The organism is Massilia paldalensis (genome assembly GCF_044901715.1).
In the GTDB taxonomy this organism is placed as follows: Bacteria; Pseudomonadota; Gammaproteobacteria; order Burkholderiales; family Burkholderiaceae_D; genus Telluria; species Telluria paldalensis.
Genome location: NZ_JBJCIU010000004.1, coordinates 592,594 through 611,424 on the forward strand (window position 1 = coordinate 592,594; position 18,831 = coordinate 611,424).

15 protein-coding genes and 1 tRNA gene are annotated in these 18,831 nt (G+C 68.5%); 8 read left to right on the plus strand and 8 right to left on the minus strand.

Going from position 1 to position 18,831, the window contains the following annotated elements; translation table 11 throughout:
* Nucleotides 1-101 precede the first annotated feature (101 nt).
* Both ACI1V7_RS22060 and recQ read left to right on the plus strand, forming a co-directional pair.
* Nucleotides 102-935 (plus strand): undecaprenyl-diphosphate phosphatase, encoded by an 834-nt coding sequence (locus ACI1V7_RS22060; protein ID WP_404534000.1) that lies wholly within the window; start codon nt 102-104, stop codon nt 933-935.
* Nucleotides 936-973: 38 nt separating this feature from the next.
* Nucleotides 974-2,794 carry a DNA helicase RecQ gene (gene recQ, locus ACI1V7_RS22065; protein ID WP_404534001.1) on the plus strand — a complete coding sequence of 607 codons (1,821 nt, stop codon included), beginning with the start codon at nt 974-976 and terminating at the stop codon, nt 2,792-2,794.
* 140 nt (nt 2,795-2,934) lie between these two features.
* Here recQ and ACI1V7_RS22070 read toward each other — a convergent pair whose 3' ends face one another.
* From ACI1V7_RS22070 to trmB, 3 genes are all read right to left on the minus strand, one after another.
* Nucleotides 2,935-3,693: a LytR/AlgR family response regulator transcription factor gene (locus ACI1V7_RS22070; RefSeq protein ID WP_404534003.1), complete on the minus strand. Its 759-nt coding sequence runs from the start codon at nt 3,691-3,693 to the stop codon at nt 2,935-2,937.
* Complete coding sequence (locus tag ACI1V7_RS22075) at nt 3,690-4,931, minus strand: sensor histidine kinase (RefSeq protein WP_404534004.1); 1,242 nt, start codon at nt 4,929-4,931, stop codon at nt 3,690-3,692. Before ACI1V7_RS22075 ends, ACI1V7_RS22070 begins: the two co-directional genes overlap by 4 nt.
* A 128-nt stretch (nt 4,932-5,059) precedes the next feature.
* Nucleotides 5,060-5,740 (minus strand): tRNA (guanosine(46)-N7)-methyltransferase TrmB, encoded by a 681-nt coding sequence (gene trmB, locus ACI1V7_RS22080; protein WP_404534181.1) that lies wholly within the window; start codon nt 5,738-5,740, stop codon nt 5,060-5,062.
* 138 nt (nt 5,741-5,878) lie between these two features.
* On the opposite strand from trmB, the gene ACI1V7_RS22085 reads away from it, so the two are divergent.
* Nucleotides 5,879-6,997: a succinylglutamate desuccinylase/aspartoacylase family protein gene (locus tag ACI1V7_RS22085; protein ID WP_404534005.1), complete on the plus strand. Its 1,119-nt coding sequence runs from the start codon at nt 5,879-5,881 to the stop codon at nt 6,995-6,997.
* A 149-nt stretch (nt 6,998-7,146) separates the two neighbouring features.
* On the opposite strand, the gene ACI1V7_RS22090 is transcribed toward ACI1V7_RS22085, so the two are convergent.
* The 3 genes from ACI1V7_RS22090 to ACI1V7_RS22100 all read right to left on the minus strand — a co-directional run bounded on the left by ACI1V7_RS22090 (nt 7,147) and on the right by ACI1V7_RS22100 (nt 13,064).
* Nucleotides 7,147-9,840 (minus strand): bifunctional diguanylate cyclase/phosphodiesterase, encoded by a 2,694-nt coding sequence (locus ACI1V7_RS22090; RefSeq protein WP_404534006.1) that lies wholly within the window; start codon nt 9,838-9,840, stop codon nt 7,147-7,149.
* Between the two features lie 185 nt (nt 9,841-10,025).
* Entirely contained in the window at nt 10,026-12,092 is a 2,067-nt protein-coding gene (locus tag ACI1V7_RS22095; RefSeq protein ID WP_404534008.1) for a hybrid sensor histidine kinase/response regulator, read from the minus strand.
* Nucleotides 12,093-12,161: 69 nt separating this feature from the next.
* Nucleotides 12,162-13,064 (minus strand): LysR substrate-binding domain-containing protein, encoded by a 903-nt coding sequence (locus ACI1V7_RS22100; protein WP_404534009.1) that lies wholly within the window; start codon nt 13,062-13,064, stop codon nt 12,162-12,164.
* Nucleotides 13,065-13,165: 101 nt separating this feature from the next.
* On the opposite strand from ACI1V7_RS22100, the gene dkgB reads away from it, so the two are divergent.
* The 4 genes from dkgB to ACI1V7_RS22120 all read left to right on the plus strand — a co-directional run bounded on the left by dkgB (nt 13,166) and on the right by ACI1V7_RS22120 (nt 16,413).
* The gene (gene dkgB, locus ACI1V7_RS22105; protein ID WP_404534010.1) at nt 13,166-13,969 is read left to right on the plus strand and encodes a 2,5-didehydrogluconate reductase DkgB; all 804 of its coding nucleotides are present in this window, start codon (nt 13,166-13,168) and stop codon (nt 13,967-13,969) included.
* Nucleotides 13,970-13,979: 10 nt separating this feature from the next.
* Nucleotides 13,980-14,921 (plus strand): TIGR03571 family LLM class oxidoreductase, encoded by a 942-nt coding sequence (locus ACI1V7_RS22110; RefSeq protein ID WP_404534011.1) that lies wholly within the window; start codon nt 13,980-13,982, stop codon nt 14,919-14,921.
* Nucleotides 14,914-16,029 carry an alkene reductase gene (locus tag ACI1V7_RS22115; RefSeq protein WP_404534012.1) on the plus strand — a complete coding sequence of 372 codons (1,116 nt, stop codon included), beginning with the start codon at nt 14,914-14,916 and terminating at the stop codon, nt 16,027-16,029. The genes ACI1V7_RS22110 and ACI1V7_RS22115 overlap by 8 nt, the downstream gene beginning before the upstream one ends.
* 117 nt (nt 16,030-16,146) lie before the next feature.
* Nucleotides 16,147-16,413 (plus strand): DUF1488 family protein, encoded by a 267-nt coding sequence (locus tag ACI1V7_RS22120; RefSeq protein WP_404534013.1) that lies wholly within the window; start codon nt 16,147-16,149, stop codon nt 16,411-16,413.
* Between the two features lie 7 nt (nt 16,414-16,420).
* Here the strand turns inward: ACI1V7_RS22120 and ACI1V7_RS22125 are convergent.
* Nucleotides 16,421-16,494, minus strand: a tRNA-Gly gene (locus tag ACI1V7_RS22125).
* Nucleotides 16,495-16,760: 266 nt separating this feature from the next.
* Between ACI1V7_RS22125 and epsC the strand changes: the two genes are divergently transcribed.
* Nucleotides 16,761-17,693 (plus strand): serine O-acetyltransferase EpsC, encoded by a 933-nt coding sequence (gene epsC, locus ACI1V7_RS22130; protein WP_404534014.1) that lies wholly within the window; start codon nt 16,761-16,763, stop codon nt 17,691-17,693.
* 97 nt (nt 17,694-17,790) lie between these two features.
* Here the strand turns inward: epsC and ACI1V7_RS22135 are convergent, their stop codons facing one another.
* The gene (locus ACI1V7_RS22135; RefSeq protein ID WP_404534015.1) at nt 17,791-18,816 is read right to left on the minus strand and encodes a TraB/GumN family protein; all 1,026 of its coding nucleotides are present in this window, start codon (nt 18,814-18,816) and stop codon (nt 17,791-17,793) included.
* Nucleotides 18,817-18,831 lie beyond the last annotated feature (15 nt).

Below are 18,831 nucleotides of genomic sequence, written 5' to 3' on the forward strand. Positions count from 1 at the left end.
ACCTGAGATTTGTAACTCGACGGTAAGCCCCTTCATGGTAAGCTTGCGGCCCGCGCCGTTCCCTTCCGCAATGATCCCCACAACCTGAACAAGATCACCACATGGACATCATTCTCGCCCTCAAAGCGATCATCATGGGCCTCGTCGAGGGCTTTACCGAATTCCTGCCGATTTCTTCCACGGGTCACCTGATCCTGGCCGGCAGCCTGCTCGATTTCACGACCGAAAAGGCAAAGGTGTTCGACATTGCCATCCAGGCCGGCGCCATCCTCGCCGTCATGTGGGAATACCGCGCGCGCATCGGCGCCGTGTTTTCGGGCATCACGTCCGTACCGCGCCAGCAGAAGCTGGTCGTCAACCTCATCATCGCCTTCCTGCCGGCCGCCGTCCTCGGCTTCCTGTTCGCCAAGGCGATCAAGGAACACCTGTTCACGCCCGTGCCCGTGGCCAGCGCCTTCATCGTCGGCGCGCTCGTGATCCTGTGGGCGGAAAAGCGCCACAAGACGCTGCCCGGCTCGCACCGCGTGGCCACGGTCGACGACATGACCATGCTCGACGCGCTCAAGGTCGGCTGCGCCCAGTGCTTCGCCCTGATCCCGGGCACCAGCCGTTCCGGCTCGACCATCATCGGCGGCATGCTGTTCGGCCTGTCGCGCACGGCCGCCACCGAATTCTCGTTCTTCCTCGCGATCCCGACGCTGCTCGCCGCCACCGTGTACTCGGTGCTCAAGGCGCGCCACGAGCTGTCGATCGCCGACCTGCCGCTGTTCGGCATCGGCGGCCTGGCCGCCTTCGTGTCCGCCTTCCTGTGCGTGCGCTGGCTGCTGCGTTACATCAGCACGCACGACTTCACGATCTTCGCCTGGTACCGTATCGTGTTCGGTGTGGTCGTGCTGGTCACCGCCCATTTCGGCTGGGTCGTGTGGGCCGACTGAACAGGCACTGAGTTCCCATCGAAGGATCGATTGACATCATGACGAGCGACATCCAGCAACGCGCGCTGCACGTCTTGGAGACGGTGTTCGGCTATCCCGCCTTCCGCGGGCAGCAGGCCGACATCGTCGAGCACGTGGCGGCGGGCGGCGACGCGCTCGTGCTGATGCCCACCGGCGGCGGCAAGTCGCTGTGCTACCAGATTCCGGCGCTGCTGCGCGACGGCGTCGGCGTCGTCGTGTCGCCCCTCATCGCGCTGATGCAGGACCAGGTCGACGCGCTGGCCGAGGTGGGCGTGCGCGCCGCCTTCCTGAACTCCACCCAGACCTTCGAGGAAACGCTGCGCATCGAGCGCATGGTGCGCACGGGCGAGCTCGATCTCGTCTACGTGGCGCCCGAGCGCCTGATGACGCCGCGCTGCCTGGAACTGTTCGAGTCGGCGCACATTTCGCTGTTCGCCATCGACGAGGCCCACTGCGTCTCGCAATGGGGCCACGACTTCCGGCCGGAATACATCCGCCTGTCGATCCTGCACGAGCGCTTCCCGCACGTGCCGCGCATCGCGCTCACGGCCACCGCCGACCAGCTGACGCGCGCCGAGATCGCGCACCGCCTGCAGCTGGAAGAGGCGCGCCAGTTCGTCTCCTCGTTCGACCGCCCGAACATCCGCTACGCCATCGTCGAGAAGACCAACGCCCGCAAGCAGCTGCTGGACTTCATCACGACGGAACACCTGGGCGATTCCGGCATCGTCTACTGCCTGTCGCGCAAGAAGGTCGAGGAGACGGCCGAATTCCTCAACGAGAACGGCATCCGCGCCCTCGCCTACCATGCCGGCATGGACCACCAGCTGCGCGCGTCGAACCAGTCGCGCTTCCTGCGCGAGGACAATATCGTGATGGTGGCGACCATCGCCTTCGGCATGGGCATCGACAAGCCGGACGTGCGCTTCGTCTGCCACCTCGACCTGCCGAAATCGCTCGAAGGCTATTACCAGGAAACGGGCCGCGCCGGCCGCGACGGCCTGCCCTCGAACGCCTGGATGGCCTACGGCCTGCAGGACGTCGTGCTGCAGCGCCGGATGATCGACGAATCCGACGCCGACGAGAATTTCAAGCGCACGCTGTCGTCCAAGCTCGACGCCATGCTGGGCCTGTGCGAGACGCTCAGCTGCCGCCGCATGCGCCTGCTGGAATACTTCGGCGAGCGCTCCGGCCCCTGCGGCAACTGCGACACCTGCCTGATCCCGCCGACCTCGTTCGACGCGACGGTGCCCGTGCAGAAGCTCCTGTCTGCGATCTACCGCGTCGACCAGCGCTTCGCCGCCGGCCACGTGATCGACGTGCTGCGCGGCGTCTCGTCCGAGCGCGTCGTCCAGTGGCACCACGACAAGCTGACCGTGTTCGGCGTCGGCACCGACCGCGGCGAACAGGAATGGCGCGCCATCGTGCGCCAGACCATCGCCCTGGGCCTCGTCACCGTCGACCACGACGCCTTCAGCTCGCTCAAGCTGACGGAAGCGGCGCGCGCCGTGCTGAAGGGCGAGCAGAAGGTGCAGCTGCGCCAGTACCAGAAACCCGTCAAGCCCAAGCGCACATCGACGCCGCGCGGCAGCTACGAAGAGATGGAACTGTCCAAGTCCGAGCAGGCCGTGTTCGACAAGCTGCGCTGGTGGCGCATGGAGACGGCGCGCACCCATGGCGTGCCGGCCTATGTCGTGTTCCAGGACGCCACGCTGCGCGAGATCGCCAAGGTCAAGCCGACCTCGCTCGACCAGTTGCGCGGCGTCTCCGGCGTGGGCGAGAAGAAGCTCAATTCCTACGGCGACGAGATCGTCAATATCATCAGCGAGATGGTGTAAGCGTAGGAGTCAGGGCAGAGGTCAGAGCAGGGGTCAGAGCCCGGTGTTGCTTCTCAAAGGGCTCTGACCCCGGTGTTTGCCGGAGCCGCCGTAGGGTGGGCACCACGTGCCCACCATGCCCACCATGCTCGCCAAACGGCCTAGTCGCGGAACAAATGCGCGAACGTCCGGCTGACCGTCAGCTTCTCATCGCACCCGCGCAACAGCACCTGCATCCTCTCCGCGTCGATACGCTCGGCCGCCGCGATCGCCGTCGCGTTGACGACGGTGCCACGGTGGATCTGCCAGAAGCGTTCGCGGTCCAGGCCTCCCAATAAATCCTTCAGCGGCGTGCGTACCAGCGCTTCGTAGTCGCGCAGCACCACGCGCGTGTACTTGGTGTCGGACTGGAAGAACAGCACCTCGTCGACGTCGATCACGCGGATCTGCCGGCCCACGCTCGCCTTCAGCCAGCGCGTGCGCTCCGGACGCAGGCCGGGCAAGGCGGTTTTCAGGTGGCTGAGCAGATCCCCGAGGTCCGCGGGAGGATGGGGAACGGCGGCGTGCAGCTTGTCGCGGATGCGCGCCACGGCCTTGTCGAGGCGGTCCGCCTGCACGGGTTTCAGCAGGTAGTCGACGGCGCCGGCGTCGAATGCATCGACGGCGTACTGGTCGTAGGCCGTCACGAACACCACGTGGGCCAGCTTGCCGATGCGCTGCGCCACCTCCAGGCCGGACAGGCCAGGCATGCGGATGTCCAGGAAGGCGACCTGCGGCTCGTGTTCCAGGAAGCCGTCCCACGCGTCGTTGCCGTTCTCCGCGGCCAGCACCACGCGCGCCTCGGGCCAGGCCGCGGCCAGCATCTCCAGCAGGCGCTCGCGCATCAGCGGTTCGTCCTCGGCGACCAGGACCGTCGTCATGCGGCCTCCGCTTGGGACGCGTGGGGAAGCGCGATCTCGGCCACCAGGCCCGGATCGGCATCTTGCAGCACCAGGCGGGCCGTCTCGCCGTAGGCCAGGCGCAGGCGGTGGCGCAGGTTGTCCAGGCCCACGCCGGCGCCGGCGGCTTCGCCTGCCTCATTGCCCGCAAGCGCGCTCATGCCGACGCCGCTGTCGGCCACGCGCAGCGTCAGCGTGCTCCCTTCCGCGCGCGCCGACAGCGCGATCGCGCCGCCGCGCAGCGCCGGTTCGATGCCGTGCTTGATCGCGTTCTCGGCCAGCGTCAGCAGGATCATGCTGGGCACGCGCACCTGGGCCAGGGCGCGCGGCAGGTCCAGCGAAAAGCGCAGGCGTTCGCCCAGGCGCACCTGCATCACCTTCAAATAGGACGCGACCAGGCCGAATTCCGCCTCCAGGCTCACCTGGTCGCAACGCATGTCGCCCAGGCTGGCGCGCAGGAAGGCGATCAGGTCGGCCGTCAGCTCGGCCGCGCGCGGCGCGCCGTGCTGGGCCAGCTGCTGGACGGCGCCCAGGGTATTGAACAGGAAGTGCGGCTCGATCTGGGCGCGCAGCAGGCGCAGCTGCGATTCGGACAGTTCGCGCGCCAGGCGTTCGCGCTCGGCGTCGGCCTGCAGCTGGGCGGTGAGCAGCTCGTACTGGCGGTTGCGCAGGATGCCGACGGCGATCATCGGTACCGCGAACAGCAGGCCGGCGCCCAGCAGCACGGCCAGGAAGCCGGGGACGACGTCCCACACGGCGCCGATGCGCGTGTCCGTCATGACCAGCACGCCGTAGGCCGTCACCACGCCGCAGACCACGGTCGCCAGCACGATCTTGCCCACCACGGTCCATTTCTTGCGGACGATCCTGCGGTAGTTGAACCACACGCCGACGATGCCGATGACCATGGAAAAGCCGGCCGCATTCGCCACCACCACGGGCGCCACCCAGTTGGCGTGGAGGAATACCAGGTTCAGCAGGACGCCGATGCCCGTGAACAGCAGGGCCAGCTTGGCCATAGCGAGCCAGCTGCGCCAGCCCCGGTAGTCCGCCGAAAACGCGAGCAGCTGGCTGCGCTCGATGGCCGACAGCGAAGCGACCTGCTCGGCCGCGCGGCGCCGGTAGCCGGCCGGCACCCTGGCCGCCAGCGCCGGTTGCGCGAGCACGGCGAGGATCTCCTGCTCCCATGCGTGGTGCCAATCCCGGATCCTGCGCCACATGACGGCCTCCTGTTCATTACTAATTAGCAATGATCATAGTGTAGGAGGCCGCGTCGCCGCTGCAAAGTGCGCGGCGACGGACGACGAAGACGGCGGGACGAACGACGATGCGGGCGCTTATTGGACGCTTATTTCTTCTTGAAGACCAGGTCCCACACCCCGTGGCCCAGCTTCAGGCCGCGGTTTTCGAACTTGGTGAGCGGGCGGTAGGCCGGCTTCTCGGCGTAACCCTCGGCCGTGTTCTGCAGCTGCGGCTCGGCGCCCAGCACTTCCAGCATCTGGACGGCGTAGTCTTCCCAGTCGGTGGCGCAGTGGATGTAGCCGCCCGGCTGCAGCTTCTGGCACAGCAGCTTGACGAACTCCGGCTGGATGAGGCGGCGCTTGTTGTGGCGCGCCTTGTGCCACGGGTCCGGGAAGAACACGTGCACGCCGGCCAGCGAACCGTCGGCGATCATGTTGTTCAGCACCTCGACGGCGTCGTGCTGGATCGCGCGCAGGTTGGTGACGCCTTCCTCGCCGATCAGCTTCAGCAGGCTGCCCACGCCCGGCGTGTGCACCTCGACGCCGATGAAGTCCGTGTCCGGCATTTCCTTGGCAATGTGGACGGTGGAGCCGCCCATGCCGAAACCGATTTCCAGCACCAGCGGCGCGGTGCGGCCGAACGGGGCGTGGAAGTCGAACGGCTCTTTGCGGTATTCGATCAGGAATTGCGGGCCCAGTTCTTCCAGCGCGCGCGCCTGCCCCGTCGACAGGCGTCCGGCGCGCGTGACGAAACTGCGGATGCGGCGTTCGGTCGGGTCGTAGAGCATCGGACGGCCTTGCTCGTTCAGGGGCGTATCTGCGGACATGGGAGGAGACAGTGTGAGGAAAAAACGGCGGCCATTATAACCCGGCGCTGTGCCGCCCCGATCTCCGACATAATGGCTTTCTTCCCCAGGAGATGCCAGATGCAGCAAAAAAGCCACCCGATCGCCACCGAAGACAACGTCGCCCGCTACCAGTTGACCTCCTTCCACTTCGGCGCGCCCGGCCAGGGCCGCAAGGCCTATATCCAGGCCTCGCTGCATGCCGACGAGGTGCCGGCCATGCTGGTCGCGCATCGCCTGCGCCAGGCGCTGGAACGGCTCGACGCCGCCGGCAGGGTCAAGGGAGAAGTGATCCTGGTGCCGGTGGCGAATCCGATCGGCCTGTCGCAAGTCATCCACGGCGCGCCGTTCGGCCGCTTCGACCTGGCCACCGGCGTGAACTTCAACCGCTCCTACAAGCACGTGGCGGACGACCTGAAGGTGTCCCTGCAGGGCAAGCTGGGACCGGACGCCGCGGCCAACGCCGCGCTCGTGCGCGAACACGCGCGCCGCTCGGTGGCGTCGTGGGTGCCGAAGAACGCGACCGAGGAACTCAAGAAAACCCTGCTCGGCATGGCGATCGATGCCGACGTCATGCTCGACCTGCACTGCGACAACGAGGCCGTGCTGCACCTGTACACGGGCACGCCCCTGGCCGACGATGTCAAGCCGCTGGCCGCGCTGCTGCAGGCGCACGCCGTGCTGCTGGCCACGGAGTCGGGCGGCGAGCCGTTCGACGAAGCCTGCAGCCGCGTGTGGTGGGAACTGGCCGGGCACTTCGGCGCGGCGACGCCGGTGCCGATGGGCTGCATCGGCGTGACGGTCGAGCTGCGCGGCGAGAACGACGTGCGCTACGACCTGGCCGAGCGCGATGCGCATGCCCTGCTCCAGTACCTGGCGCGCCTGGGCATCGTCGACATGGAACTCGACCCGCTGCCGGCGCCCCTGTGCGCGCCGACGCCGCTCGAAGGCGTGGAACCGCTGCACGCGCCGCAGTCGGGGGTGCTCGTGTTCCTGAAGACGCTGGGCGAGCGCGTGGCGGCGGGCGATACGGTGGCGGAGATCGTCAACCCGGTCAGCGGCAAGACGGTGCAGGTGAAGACGCCGCAGGACGGCATCCTGTTCGCCAGCACGGCGCACCGGCACCTGGTGAAGGGGATGCACGTCTGTAAGATCGCGGGAGCGCAGGGGTATCGCACAGGGAATCTGCTGACGGCCTAGAACGACGTCGTCCCTGCGCAGGCAGGGACCCAATTTTTACGCGCTACCGTGACGCACGCGAAATTGGATCCCTGCCTTCGCAGGGATGACGTTGTTGCCGTGTAGCGCCGTGCCGGGGGTGGCAACGTTGGTGCACGGTGCGGCGGCAACTACGCCGCCAGCGCCTGCTCCAGCAAGTAGCGCTTCTCCAGCAAGGTCTCGATCGCCTGCGCCGGCATCGGCCGCGCGATCAGGTAGCCCTGCACCTCGTTGCAATGGAGGTGGCGCAGGATCGCCAGCTGCTCGGCGTTCTCCACGCCCTCGGCCACCACCTCCATCCCCAGCGCGTGCGCCATCGACACGATCGCCTGGAAGAACACGGTGCCCTCCTTCGAGCGTCCCAGCTCGGCGGTGAACGAGCGGTCGACCTTGAGCACGTCCATCTTCATGCGCTGCAGCTGCGACAGCGACGAATAGCCGGTGCCGAAGTCGTCCACGTGCAGCTTGATGCCCAGCGCGCGGATCGCGGCCAGTTCGGCCAGGATCTCGTCCTGGTCGCCCATCATCGCCGATTCCGTGATCTCGACTTCCAGCAGGCGCGCCGCGACACCGTGGCGCGCCAGCGCCTGCGCCAGCTCGCGATGCACGCCGCCGCGCAGGAACTGCTTGGGCGAGACATTGATCGAGACGGGCACCGGGTCCAGGCCCGCGGCGCCCCAGGCGGCCAGCTGGGCGCAGGCCATGTCGATCACGATGGCGCCGATCGGCACGATCAGGCCGCTCGATTCGGCCAGCGGGATGAATTCGTCGGGGCGGATCATGCCCAGCTGCGGATGCTCCCAGCGCAGCAGCGCTTCCATGCTGAGCAGGCGGCCGTCGCGGGTGTCGACGCGCGGCTGGTAGTGCAGCACGAACTGGCGCTGCTCGATCGCTTCCAGCAGGCGCTGGCGCAGCTGGGCGCGGGTCTTGAGGGTGCTCGACTGGGCGGGGTCGAAGAAGCGGTACTGGCCCTTGCCCTCGTTCTTGCCGGCATACATGGCGATGTCGCTGTGGCGGATCAGCGTGGCGGCGTCCAGCCCATCGCGCGGGAACACGGAGATGCCGACCGAGGCGCCGATCATGTGCTGCTCGTCGGCGATGGCGAACGGCTTGGCGAACGCGCCGACGATGCGCGCGGCCACCGCCGCCACCTGCTGGTCGCTGTCGAAGGGGCTCAGGAGGACGATGAATTCGTCGCCGCCGAATCGCGCCACCCGGTCGCCCGGACGCAGCTGCGACAGCAGGCGCCCGGCCGCGTCCTTCAACAGGCGGTCGCCGACGGCGTGGCCGTGCGAATCGTTGACCTGCTTGAACTCGTCGAGGTCCACGAACAGCAGCGCCGCGCCGTGGCCGCCGGCCTGGGCATGCGACAGGGCCGAAGGCACGAAGTTGAGGAACCAGTGGCGGTTCGGCAGGCCCGTCAGGCTATCCTCGTTGGCCAGGCGCGCCAGCTGCGTCTCGTGCTCCTTGCGCTCGCTGATGTCCTGCAGCGTGACGGCCAGGCCGTCGCCCACGCGCACGAGGCGGCGGTGGCCCCAGCGGATGTTCAGGCGGTTATCGTCGGGCATGCGGCGGTCTTCCTGGTGGAAGCCGACCGTCATCGCCTGGCGGTACTCGTCGATCAGTTCCGGGCCGCCGACGCCGCGGTCCAGCTGCGACACCAGGCTGCCGACGAGGCTCGTGCGCGTCATGCCGTAGAAGAAGGCGCCGCGCTCGTTGCAGTCGACGATGCGGAAGTCGATGACCTGGCCCTTGCGGTCGCGCACGGGGGCGACCATGTAGAAGCCGTCGTTGCCGCTTTCGGTGGCGGTGCGGTAGGCGCGCTGCACCTCGGCCTGTTCGCGCGCCCGGCGCGAGGCGCGCAGCGACAGGATGCTGGCCGCCGCCGACATCGCCAGCAGCACGGCGCAGGCCACGATGGTGTTGTTGCGGCTGGCGGTCCAGTAGGCCTCGGCCCCGGCCAGCGCCGCGTCCCGCGACAGCGCCACCACGGCCACCAGCGGGTAGGCGGACGAACGGCGCCAGCCCAGCACGCGCGCGCGGCCGTCGCCGAATCCGCCGGCCCTGGCGGACCCCTCGACCAGCTGCACGCCGTGCGCCACGGGCCAGCGGTCGGCATTCGCGGGCAGCAGCGAGGCGGCCACGCCGGTGCGCAGCGCGCCGCTGGCATCCTGCTCCACGCGTAGGGTGTTACCACTGCCGACCAGCGCCAGCAGGCTGCCCGCGCCCAGTGTCGGCGCGCTGACGAAGGAAGTGAAATAGGCGGCATCGACGGCCATCAGCAGCACGCCGTCGAATTCGTCGTCGTCCGTGTCCAGGCGGCGCGTGAACAGGACCGCGCCGCGCGCCTCTTCCAGCTCGGGCGGCGGGGTGCCGATGCGCAGCGCGGTCGAGATATTGTCGCGGTGCTCGACGAAGAACGGCGCCGCCGCCAGGCTCAGGCTGCGTTCGGCGATGCGGCTCGACGAGCGGATATGGCCGTCGCGCCCGATCACGCTCACGCTGACGAAGGCGGCATCGGTGAACATGCCGTCGCGCCGCATGTCCTCGATCAGCGCGGGATTGCGCGAATGCTCCCAGCTGTGCTTGAGCTGCATGGTGATCTGGTCCATCTGCGCGACCGAACGCGTGACGTACTGTTCGTAGGCCTCGGCATAGGCATCGGCTTTCTTGAACACCTGCTCGGAGGCGCGCTGCTCCTCGCCGCCGGCGCGCAGGATGGCGGCGCTCCACAGCACGGCGCAGGCGAGCAGCGCCAGTGCCGGCCACAGGAGCGCGAGGTAGCGGTGGGTGCGCGGGGCGGCCGGCGCGCTGGTCTTGGACATGGGTTGGGTCGAACGTCGTTTCTTCTCAGCAATACAGTGTAAGAAACGAAGGTGACGGGGTGATGACAGGCGTGGCTCTCATCGCTTAAGCCGCGGGCTGAACACCGGGGTCAGAGTCCAACCTTCAACACCGGACTCTGACCCCTGCTCTGCCCCCTGCGCTGACCCCTGCTCTGCCTACTGCGCTAGCGCCGCGCTTCGGCCTCGGCCAGCACCTCGTTGACCTCGTTCAGGTCCGCGGGCTTGACCAGGTAGTGGTCGAAGCCGGCCTGGCGCGCCTCCTCGCGGTCCTGGCGCTGGCCGTAGCCCGTCAGCGCGACCAGCGTGGCGCCCGCGTTTTCCGGCTGGGCGCGCAGGCGCCGGGCCAGTTCGTAGCCGTCGATGTCGGGCAGGCCGATGTCCAGCAGCAGCACGTCGGGCCTTTCCTTACGCGCCCGCGCCAGCGCGCCGCCGCCGTCGTATTCGACGCTCACCGCATGGCCCTGCACCTCGAGCAGGGCGGCCAGCATCTGGGCGGCGTCGACGTTGTCGTCGACCACCATCACGCGCAGGCTGGCATCTTCGGGAGCACCCGTGCCGCGCGCCGCGGGGGTCTCGGCGCGCAGGCCGGCCGGCGGCGCTACCCGCGGCAGGCTGACGGAAAAGGCGCTGCCCTGCCCCAGCCCGCAGCTCTCGGCACGCACGGTGCCGCCGTGCAGGGCGATCAGGCTCTTCACCAGCGCCAGGCCGATCCCCAGGCCGCCCTGGGACCGGTCTGGCGTGCGCTCGGCCTGGGTGAACAGGTCGAAGATGTAGGGCAGCACCTCGGGCGCGATGCCGACGCCGGTGTCGCGCACGGTCACGTCGACCAGCTCGCCCTCCGTGTGCACGGCGAGCCCGATGCTGCCGCCCGGCGCCGTGTACTTGGCCGCGTTGTTGAGGATGTTGGAGATCACCTGGACCAGGCGGGTGCGGTCGCCGATCACGTGGGCCGGCTCGCCGGACAGCTGCAGCGTGAGCGAATGGCGGCGCGCATCGATCAGCGGGCGCACCTGCTCGACGGCCGCGGCCACGATCACGTTGAGGTCCAGTTCTTCCTTTTCCAGCGTCACCAGGCCGCGCGTGACGCGCGAGACGTCCAGCAGGTCGTTCACCAGGTCCGTCATGTGCTCGGCCTGGCGCGCGATGATGTCGCTGGCGCTGGCCACGCTGCGCGCGTCGGTGCGGCCCAGCTTGAGCAGCTGGGCGGCGGTGACGATCGGCGCCAGCGGATTCCTCAGCTCGTGCGCGAGCATGGCCAGGAACTGGTCCTTCTGCGTGTTCGCCGCGCGCAGCTCGTCCTCGACCAGCTTGCGGCTGGTGACGTCCGCCCCTTCGACGAAGATGCCGCTGACGTTGCCGGCCGCGTCGCGGATCGGCTGGTAGACGAAGTCGATGTAGCGCTCTTCCAGCGGCCCCTCGGGCTCGCGCTGCAGGCGCACGGGCAGCGCCTTGCCGACGAACGGCTCGCCGCTCGCGTACACGCGGTCCAGCAGTTCCAGGAAGCCCTGCCCCACCACTTCGGGCAAGGCGTCACGCGCGCTCCGGCCCAGGATCTGGCGGTGCCCGACCAGCTGCATGTACGAGCCGTTGGTCAGCTCGAACACGTGCTCCGGCCCGCGCAGCACGGCCATGATGCCCGGCGCCTGGGCGAACAGCCCGCGCAGGCGCTCGTTTTCCGCGTCACGGTATTTCTCGGCCAGCACCTGGTCGGTGACCTCGACGCAGGCGCAGTACATGCCGCCCACGGTGCCGTCCTCGTTGCGCACGGGGGAGTAGGAAAAGGTGAACCAGGTCGGCTCCTCGTAGCCATGGCGGTTCATCACCAGGTACATGCGGTCCGCATAGGTCGCCTCGCCCTGCAGGGCGCGCTCGACCAGGGGGCTGATGTCATGCCAGATCTCGGCCCAGATGTCGTGGAACGGGCGGCCCAGCGACGCCGGGTGCTTGTCGCCCAGGATCTCGCGGTAGGAATCGTTGTACAGGAAGCCGAGCTGCTCGCCCCAGGCCACGAACATCGGGAACTTGGAGTTCAGCATCAGGCCGACGACGGTGCGCAGCGCCTGCGGCCAGCCACGCGGATCGCCCAGCGGCGAAGCGGACCAGTCGTGGGCACGCATCATGGCACCGAGCTCGCCGCCGCCGCTCAGGAACATGAGGGCGCCGGCATCGGTGCCGGTGGCGGTGGCGGGACGGGCTGCGTGTTCGTCGGGCCGGTGGTCTTCTGCGGGCATGATCTGGGCTGGGTGAATCGACGGCCCCAGTGTGCCATAAGCCGCCTGAATGGGACGCACGCGGGAGGTTCACGCCTCGAACGGACGCTCCCCCAGCGCCTCGACGACGTAGTCGACGAAGCAGGTGATGCGCGCGGCCAGCGCCGTATTGCGGTAATAGACGGCATTGACGGGCTGGCGCACGTCGACGGCCACGTCCTCGAACAGCGGCACCAGGCGGCCGACGCGCACGTCGGCGCGCGTCATGAAATCCGACATGCAGGCCAGGCCCAGGTCGCACAAGGCCATCTGGCGCAGCGTCTCGCCGCTGGACGTGAGGATCGCCGGCTTGATGCGCAGCAGTTCACCGCCGGCGTCGCGCAGCGGCCAGTCGTTCAGGGTCTCGGGCTGGGTGAAGCCCAGCAGCGTATGGCGGTCCAGGTCGGCGGGCGTGGTGGGGATGCCGTGGCGTTCCAGGTAGCCGGGCGAGCCGAATACCCGGATGCGGCTGGCGCCCACCAGGCGCGCGTGCAGCGTCGAATCGCGCAAGGTGCCGATGCGCAGGGCGACGTCGGTGCGCTTTTCGATCAGGTCGACGATGCCTTCGTTGGAATTGAGCTCCAGTTCGACCTCGGGATAGCGCTCCCGGAACCCCGCCAGCAGCGGCACGATCACGTGCAGCATGAAGGGCGTGGCCGCGTCCACGCGCAGGCGGCCGACCGGACGCAGGCGGCGCGCCGCCATCTGTTCCTCGGCCTCGTCGACGGAGGCCAGGATGACGCGGGCATGCTGCAGGAAGGCCGCGCCCTCCTCCGTCAGTTCGAGCCGGCGCGTCGTCCGCCGCAGCAGCGTCGTCTGCAGCTTTTCTTCCAGGCGGCCGAGCGTGCGGCTGGCGGCCGAGATCGTCAGCCCGAGCTGTTCCGCGGCAGCCGTGATCGAGCCGCTGTCGACCACGGCCACGAAGGCCTGCATTTCATCGAGGGTCGTCTTCATATTTGCATCGAAAGCAAAAGAATTTTGAGCATATACAGCTTAATCGACAAATATAAAGCGCGCATACTGCGCCTCAGATTATCGTATTGAGGAGTTATCCAATGAGCATTCCATCGTTCGGCGTCGGCACCTTCCGCCTGACCGGCCAGACCGTCATCGATTCCGTGCGCACCGCGCTGGAACTGGGCTACCGCGCCGTCGACACCGCCCAGATCTACGGCAACGAAGCCGAGGTGGGCCAGGCGGTCGCCGCGAGCGGCGTGGCCCGTGCCGACCTGTTCTTGACGACCAAGATCTGGACCGACAACTACGCCAAGGGCAAGCTGGTGCCGAGCCTGCGCGACAGCCTGGACAAGCTGCGCACCGACTATGTGGACCTGACCCTGATCCACTGGCCGGCCCCCGGCAACGGCGTCGACCTGCCGGAGTACATGGAAGCGCTGGCCGAGGCGAAGTCGCTGGGCCTGACGCGCCGGATCGGCATCTCGAACTTCAACATCGCGCTGACGCGGCAAGCCATCGACGTCGTCGGCAAGGGAGAAATCGCCACCAACCAGGTCGAGCTGAGCCCCTATCTGCAGAACACGACGCTGGCCGCTTTCCTGAAGGAGCAAGGCATCGCCGTCACCTCCTACATGACGCTGGCCTACGGCAAGGTGCTGCAGGACCCGGTATTGAAACGCATCGCCGACAAGCACCAGGCCACCGTGGCCCAGGTCGCGCTGGCCTGGGCGCTGCAACTCGGCTATGCCGTGATCCCGTCCTCGACCCGGCGCGAGAACCTGGCCAGCAACCTGCTGGCGCGCGACCTGAAGCTGGATGCCGAGGACATGGCCGCCATCGCCGCGCTGGAGCGCAATGGCCGCGAAGTCGATCCGGCCGGCCTGGCGCCGGCGTGGGACTGAGGACGGCGCCATGCAATCCGCACTCGACCGCCTCGTCGCCGGAGGCCTGAGCATCGGCATCGAGGCGCCGCTGGACAACGACTGGACGCCGGACGGCGATGCCGCCCGCCGCGCGGCCGGCCGCCTGCCCGGCGAGCCCGACCTGCAGCGCCATGCCGAACTCGCCAGGCTGGCCGACCGCCTCGGCTTTCGCGCCCTGTGGGTGCGCGACGTGCCGCTGTACGACCCGTCGTTCGGCGACGCGGCCCAGGTCTTCGAGGTGTTTTCCTACCTCGGCTACCTGGCCGGCATCACGCGCGACATCCTGCTCGGCACGGCCGCCGTCGTGCTGCCGCTGCGCGAGCCACTGCTGACGCTGAAATCCGCCGCCACCGTGCAACACCTGAGCGGCGGGCGCCTGCTGCTGGGCGTGGCCAGCGGCGACCGTCCCGTCGAATACCCGCTGTTCGGGCGCGACTTCGACAGCCGCGGCAGCCGCTTCCGCGAGCAGGTCGCGCTGCTGCGCGGCGGCGCCGCGGACCTGCCGGGCGGCCTGGCGGTGCTGCCGCGGCAGGCCGCCCCGCTGCCCCTGCTGGTGGCCGGCCTCGCCCAGCAACAGCCGGACTGGGTCGGCGCCCGCATGGACGCCTGCCTGGCCTACCCGGGTTCGGCCGACGACCACCGGCGCCGCGCGGCGGCCTGGCGCGCCGTCGCGGGCGACAAGCCGTATGCCACCTTCATCCACCTGGACCTGGCCGAGGACCCGGACGAACCGCTGCAACGCCACCGCTTCGGCCTGCGCGGCGGACGCCTGGCGCTGATCGACGAGCTGCACGCGCTGCGTGCCGCCGGCGTCGGCCACGTCGGCCTGCAATTTCGCCGCAACCGGCGCCCGCTCGACGAGACCTTCCACGAGATCGCCGAGACGGTACTGCCCCACTTCCATGCACACACCGAGACGACCCATGCTTGAACAACACGATCCCCTGTTCCGCCCCGTGACCCTGGGCAGCCTGCAGCTACCGAACCGCATCGTGATGCCGCCGATGACACGCTCGCGCGCCAGCCAGCCCGGCGACGTGCCGAACGCGCTGATGGCCGAGTACTACGCCCAGCGCGCCAGCGCCGGCCTGATCGTCAGCGAAGGCACCTGGATTTCCCCGCTCGGCAAGGGCTATGCCTGGACGCCCGGCATCCACACCCAGGCGCAGATCGACGGCTGGCGCCTCGTCACCGACGCCGTGCACGCGGCCGGCGGCACCATCTTCGCCCAGCTCTGGCACGTCGGCCGCCTGAGCCATGCGAGCCTGCTGGGCGGCCAGGCACCCGTCTCGTCGTCCGCCATCCAGGCCGAGGGCGTGAACGTGTTCGTGGCCGAGGCCGACGGCAAGCCCGGCTTCGTGCAGGCCTCCATGCCCCGCGCCCTGTCGGTCGCGGAGATCCGCGCCGTCGTCGACGACTACCGCCAGGCGGCCGGCAACGCGGTGGCGGCCGGCTTCGACGGCGTCGAACTGCACGCGGCCAACGGCTACCTCGTCAACCAGTTCATCGACTCGCACGCCAACGACCGCGACGACGACTACGGCGGCTCGCTGGAGAACCGCCTGCGCTTCCTGGGCGAGGTCACGCGCGCGCTGGTGGAAGGCGTGGGCGGCGATGCCAAACGCGTTGGCGTGCGCCTGGCGCCGCTGACGACGCTGAACGGCTGCGTGGACGCCGATCCGGAAACGACCTACCTGGCGGCCGCAAGACTGCTGGGCGAGATCGGGGTGGGCTACATCCACATCGCCGAAGCGGACTGGGACGATGCGCCGCACATGCCCCTCGACTTCAAGGAGCGCCTGCGCGCCGCCTTCCCCGGCATCCTGATCTACGCCGGCAAGTACGACGGCGCGCGGGCGCGCGCAGCACTGGAAGCGGGCTGGGCCGACATGATCGCCTTCGGCCGTCCCTTCGTCGCCAACCCGGACCTGCCCGCCCGTCTGCGCCAGGGTGCGCCGCTCGCCGCGCACGACCGCGACACGCTGTTCGGCGGCGGCGCGCACGGGCTGACCGACTACCCATCCTTGCAGGCGGCCTGACTTAAGATCGGCTTATTTGCGCTCGCTTCGCTTGCCACGGAACCCATCCTTACGTAAGAATGGTGATGTCATGTAAACCACGTTTCCGGTTCATTGCGCCACCCAGTGAGGATTCCGATGGACATCTCCTTCCCGCCCCAGTCTGCGTACGAAGCCAGGGCAACGAGCGTTGCCTTCCCCGCCGTCGTCAACGGCCATACCCGGCGCTGCCTCGTCACGGAAGAGGCGCTGGAAGACCATTTCGGCGCCACCTCGATGGAGCCGGACCACCTGCGGCAGATCTTCGAAGCAAACCGGGGAGAAATCCAGGTCGTGGCGCAGGAGCGTTTCCTGAGCGGGGCGACGGGGGATGTGTTCTTGCGGACGCAGGATTTTCAGTCCTGACGGGAGATGGAGCGGGTGAAGGGAATCGAACCCTCGTCTTAAGCTTGGGAAGCTCCTGCTCTACCATTGAGCTACACCCGCGTTGCCTGCATTCTACGCGGGTTTCGCACGGCCTGACAACATCGTGGTCTGGCCGGGATACGAGGATCCACTGCGTCCTGCAGGCGCCAGTGACAGGCGGCGGGCTTGTCTGCTGACGTTTCAAGCACGACCTGTACGGCTGATCTTGATGCGCGGCCAAGCCGGTTAGATGGTTTTTACATAACGATCTAACTTCAACGTCCTTGGTGTGCGTGCCGGCGGACCGTATAGTGGAGGCTCCCCTTACTACGCATGGAGCCTGGCCAATGGCCGATTTCGATATCCACGGCATCGTGAATGCGCTGCACGATGTACGGCGCCAGTGGCGCGCGGCGCACCGGCCGCCCGGCGAACCGAACGGTATCGCCTTTCCTTCGCTCGATGCCGTTGCCGACATCGTGGGCCAGCTCAAGGGCGTGCTGTTCCCGATGCGCCTGGGCCCGCCCTGCCTGCGCCAGGACAGCGAGAATTTCCACGTCGCCCACGCGCTCGACTCGGCGCTGCACGCGCTGCTGGTCCAGGTGCGCATCGAGCTGCGCTACAGCGCGGCGCTGCGCCAGCTGGGCAGCACCGACATCGACGGCCAGGCCCTGGCCGCCGTGCGCGACTTCGGCGCGGCGCTGCCCGGCATCCGCCAATTGCTCGACAGCGACGTGCTGGCCGCCTACCACGGCGACCCGGCCGCGCGCAGCGTCGACGAAGTGCTGCTGTGCTACCCGGGCATCCTGGCGATGATCCACCACCGGCTGGCGCACCGCCTGTACGCGCTGGGCCTGCCGCTGCTGGCGCGCATCGTCGCCGAGCTGGCGCATGGCGAGACGGGCATCGACATCCATCCGGGCGCGCAGATCGGCGCCGGCTTCTTCATCGACCACGGCACCGGCGTCGTGATCGGCGAGACGGCCGTCATCGGCGAACGCGTGCGCCTGTACCAGGCCGTCACGCTGGGCGCCAAGCGCTTTCCCGCGCATGCCGACGGCACGTTGCAGAAAGGCCTGCCGCGCCATCCGGTGCTGGAAGACGACGTCGTCATCTATGCGGGCGCCACGCTGCTGGGACGCATCACCGTGGGCAAGGGCGCCGTCATCGGCGGCAACGTCTGGCTGACGCACGACGTGCCGCCGGGCGCGCGCGTGGCCCAGGCGGCATCGCGCGACGATACGGCCGCGCCGGGCGGGGACGGGCTGGGCGGACGCTAGCCGTCGCCCCTGCGCAGGCCGGGGTCCAAGTTGCCGGCGCAGCCGGTAGTCGCAGGAATTGGGCCCCGGCCTGCGCCGGGGCGACGTGCAAGGGCCGCTAGTTCGGGCTCTCGACCGCGTAGCCCTTGGCCTGCAAGGCCGCGAGATAACCCTTCGGGCCGACGATGTCGCGCATCTCCAGCACGGCGAACGTCGATGCGTTTGACGCCAGCGATTTCTCCGCCGTCCTGAGCCAGGACGCGCGCAGGCGTTCGCGCATCTGGCGCAGGCCGGCGGCATCCTTCACGAAGGAACTGCCCAGCACGGCATCGAGGCAGGTGTCCTGGCGGTCCGCGTAATCCAGGCTGCGGATCTCGGCGATATTGCCGTTGGCCCAGGCATTCGCGCGCAGGCGCATCGTTTCCAGGTCGACGTCGAGCGTGTCCAGCGTGCTCGCCAGGCAGGCGACGTCGTCGACCTGCGAGGTCTTGAATTCCTGCACCAGCTTGCGCGGATCGTCCAGCACCACGTCGTAGCCGGAATCGCTCACGCGCACCTTGTTCTTCTTGGCGATCTTCTCGATCTTGCCGATCACTTCGGTGCCGAAGGTCAGGCCGTTCTTCTTGACGCCGGCCAGCATCAGCTCCTCGCCGGCGAACAGCGGGCGGTAGTGCTCGATGCCGCTGTCGGCGCCGATGTATTTTTCCTTGAGCGCCGTCCAGTGCGTGTACAGCTCGGCCGGCAGCACGTCGCGCAGCTGGGCATCGTCCGGGTTCTTCTTGATGCCGATCAGTTCCGGCAAGGCGGTCAGGCCGCTGAAGAAGCCGATATGGGCTTTCGCGATCGGCGGCTTCAGCACTTCCTGCGAACGGCTCACGAGGCGCTCGATGCGCGCCGTGTCCCACTCCATCTTCGCCGGCAGCGGGGAATAGGTGCCGAACACCCACAGCACGTGCCCGCCGCGGCCGCTGACCTTCCACACGCCGGGGCCGGGACGGCGGCCGGACACGACCACGGTGGCCGGCGCGGCCACTTCCACGGACGCCACGGGCGGCGCGCTCGTCTCCGCCGTCTGCGCTTGCGCGCCGGACACCACCAGGCACAGGACGAACGCCAGGTGCTTTATATTCAGATCATGTTTCATCGCCATCATCTTACC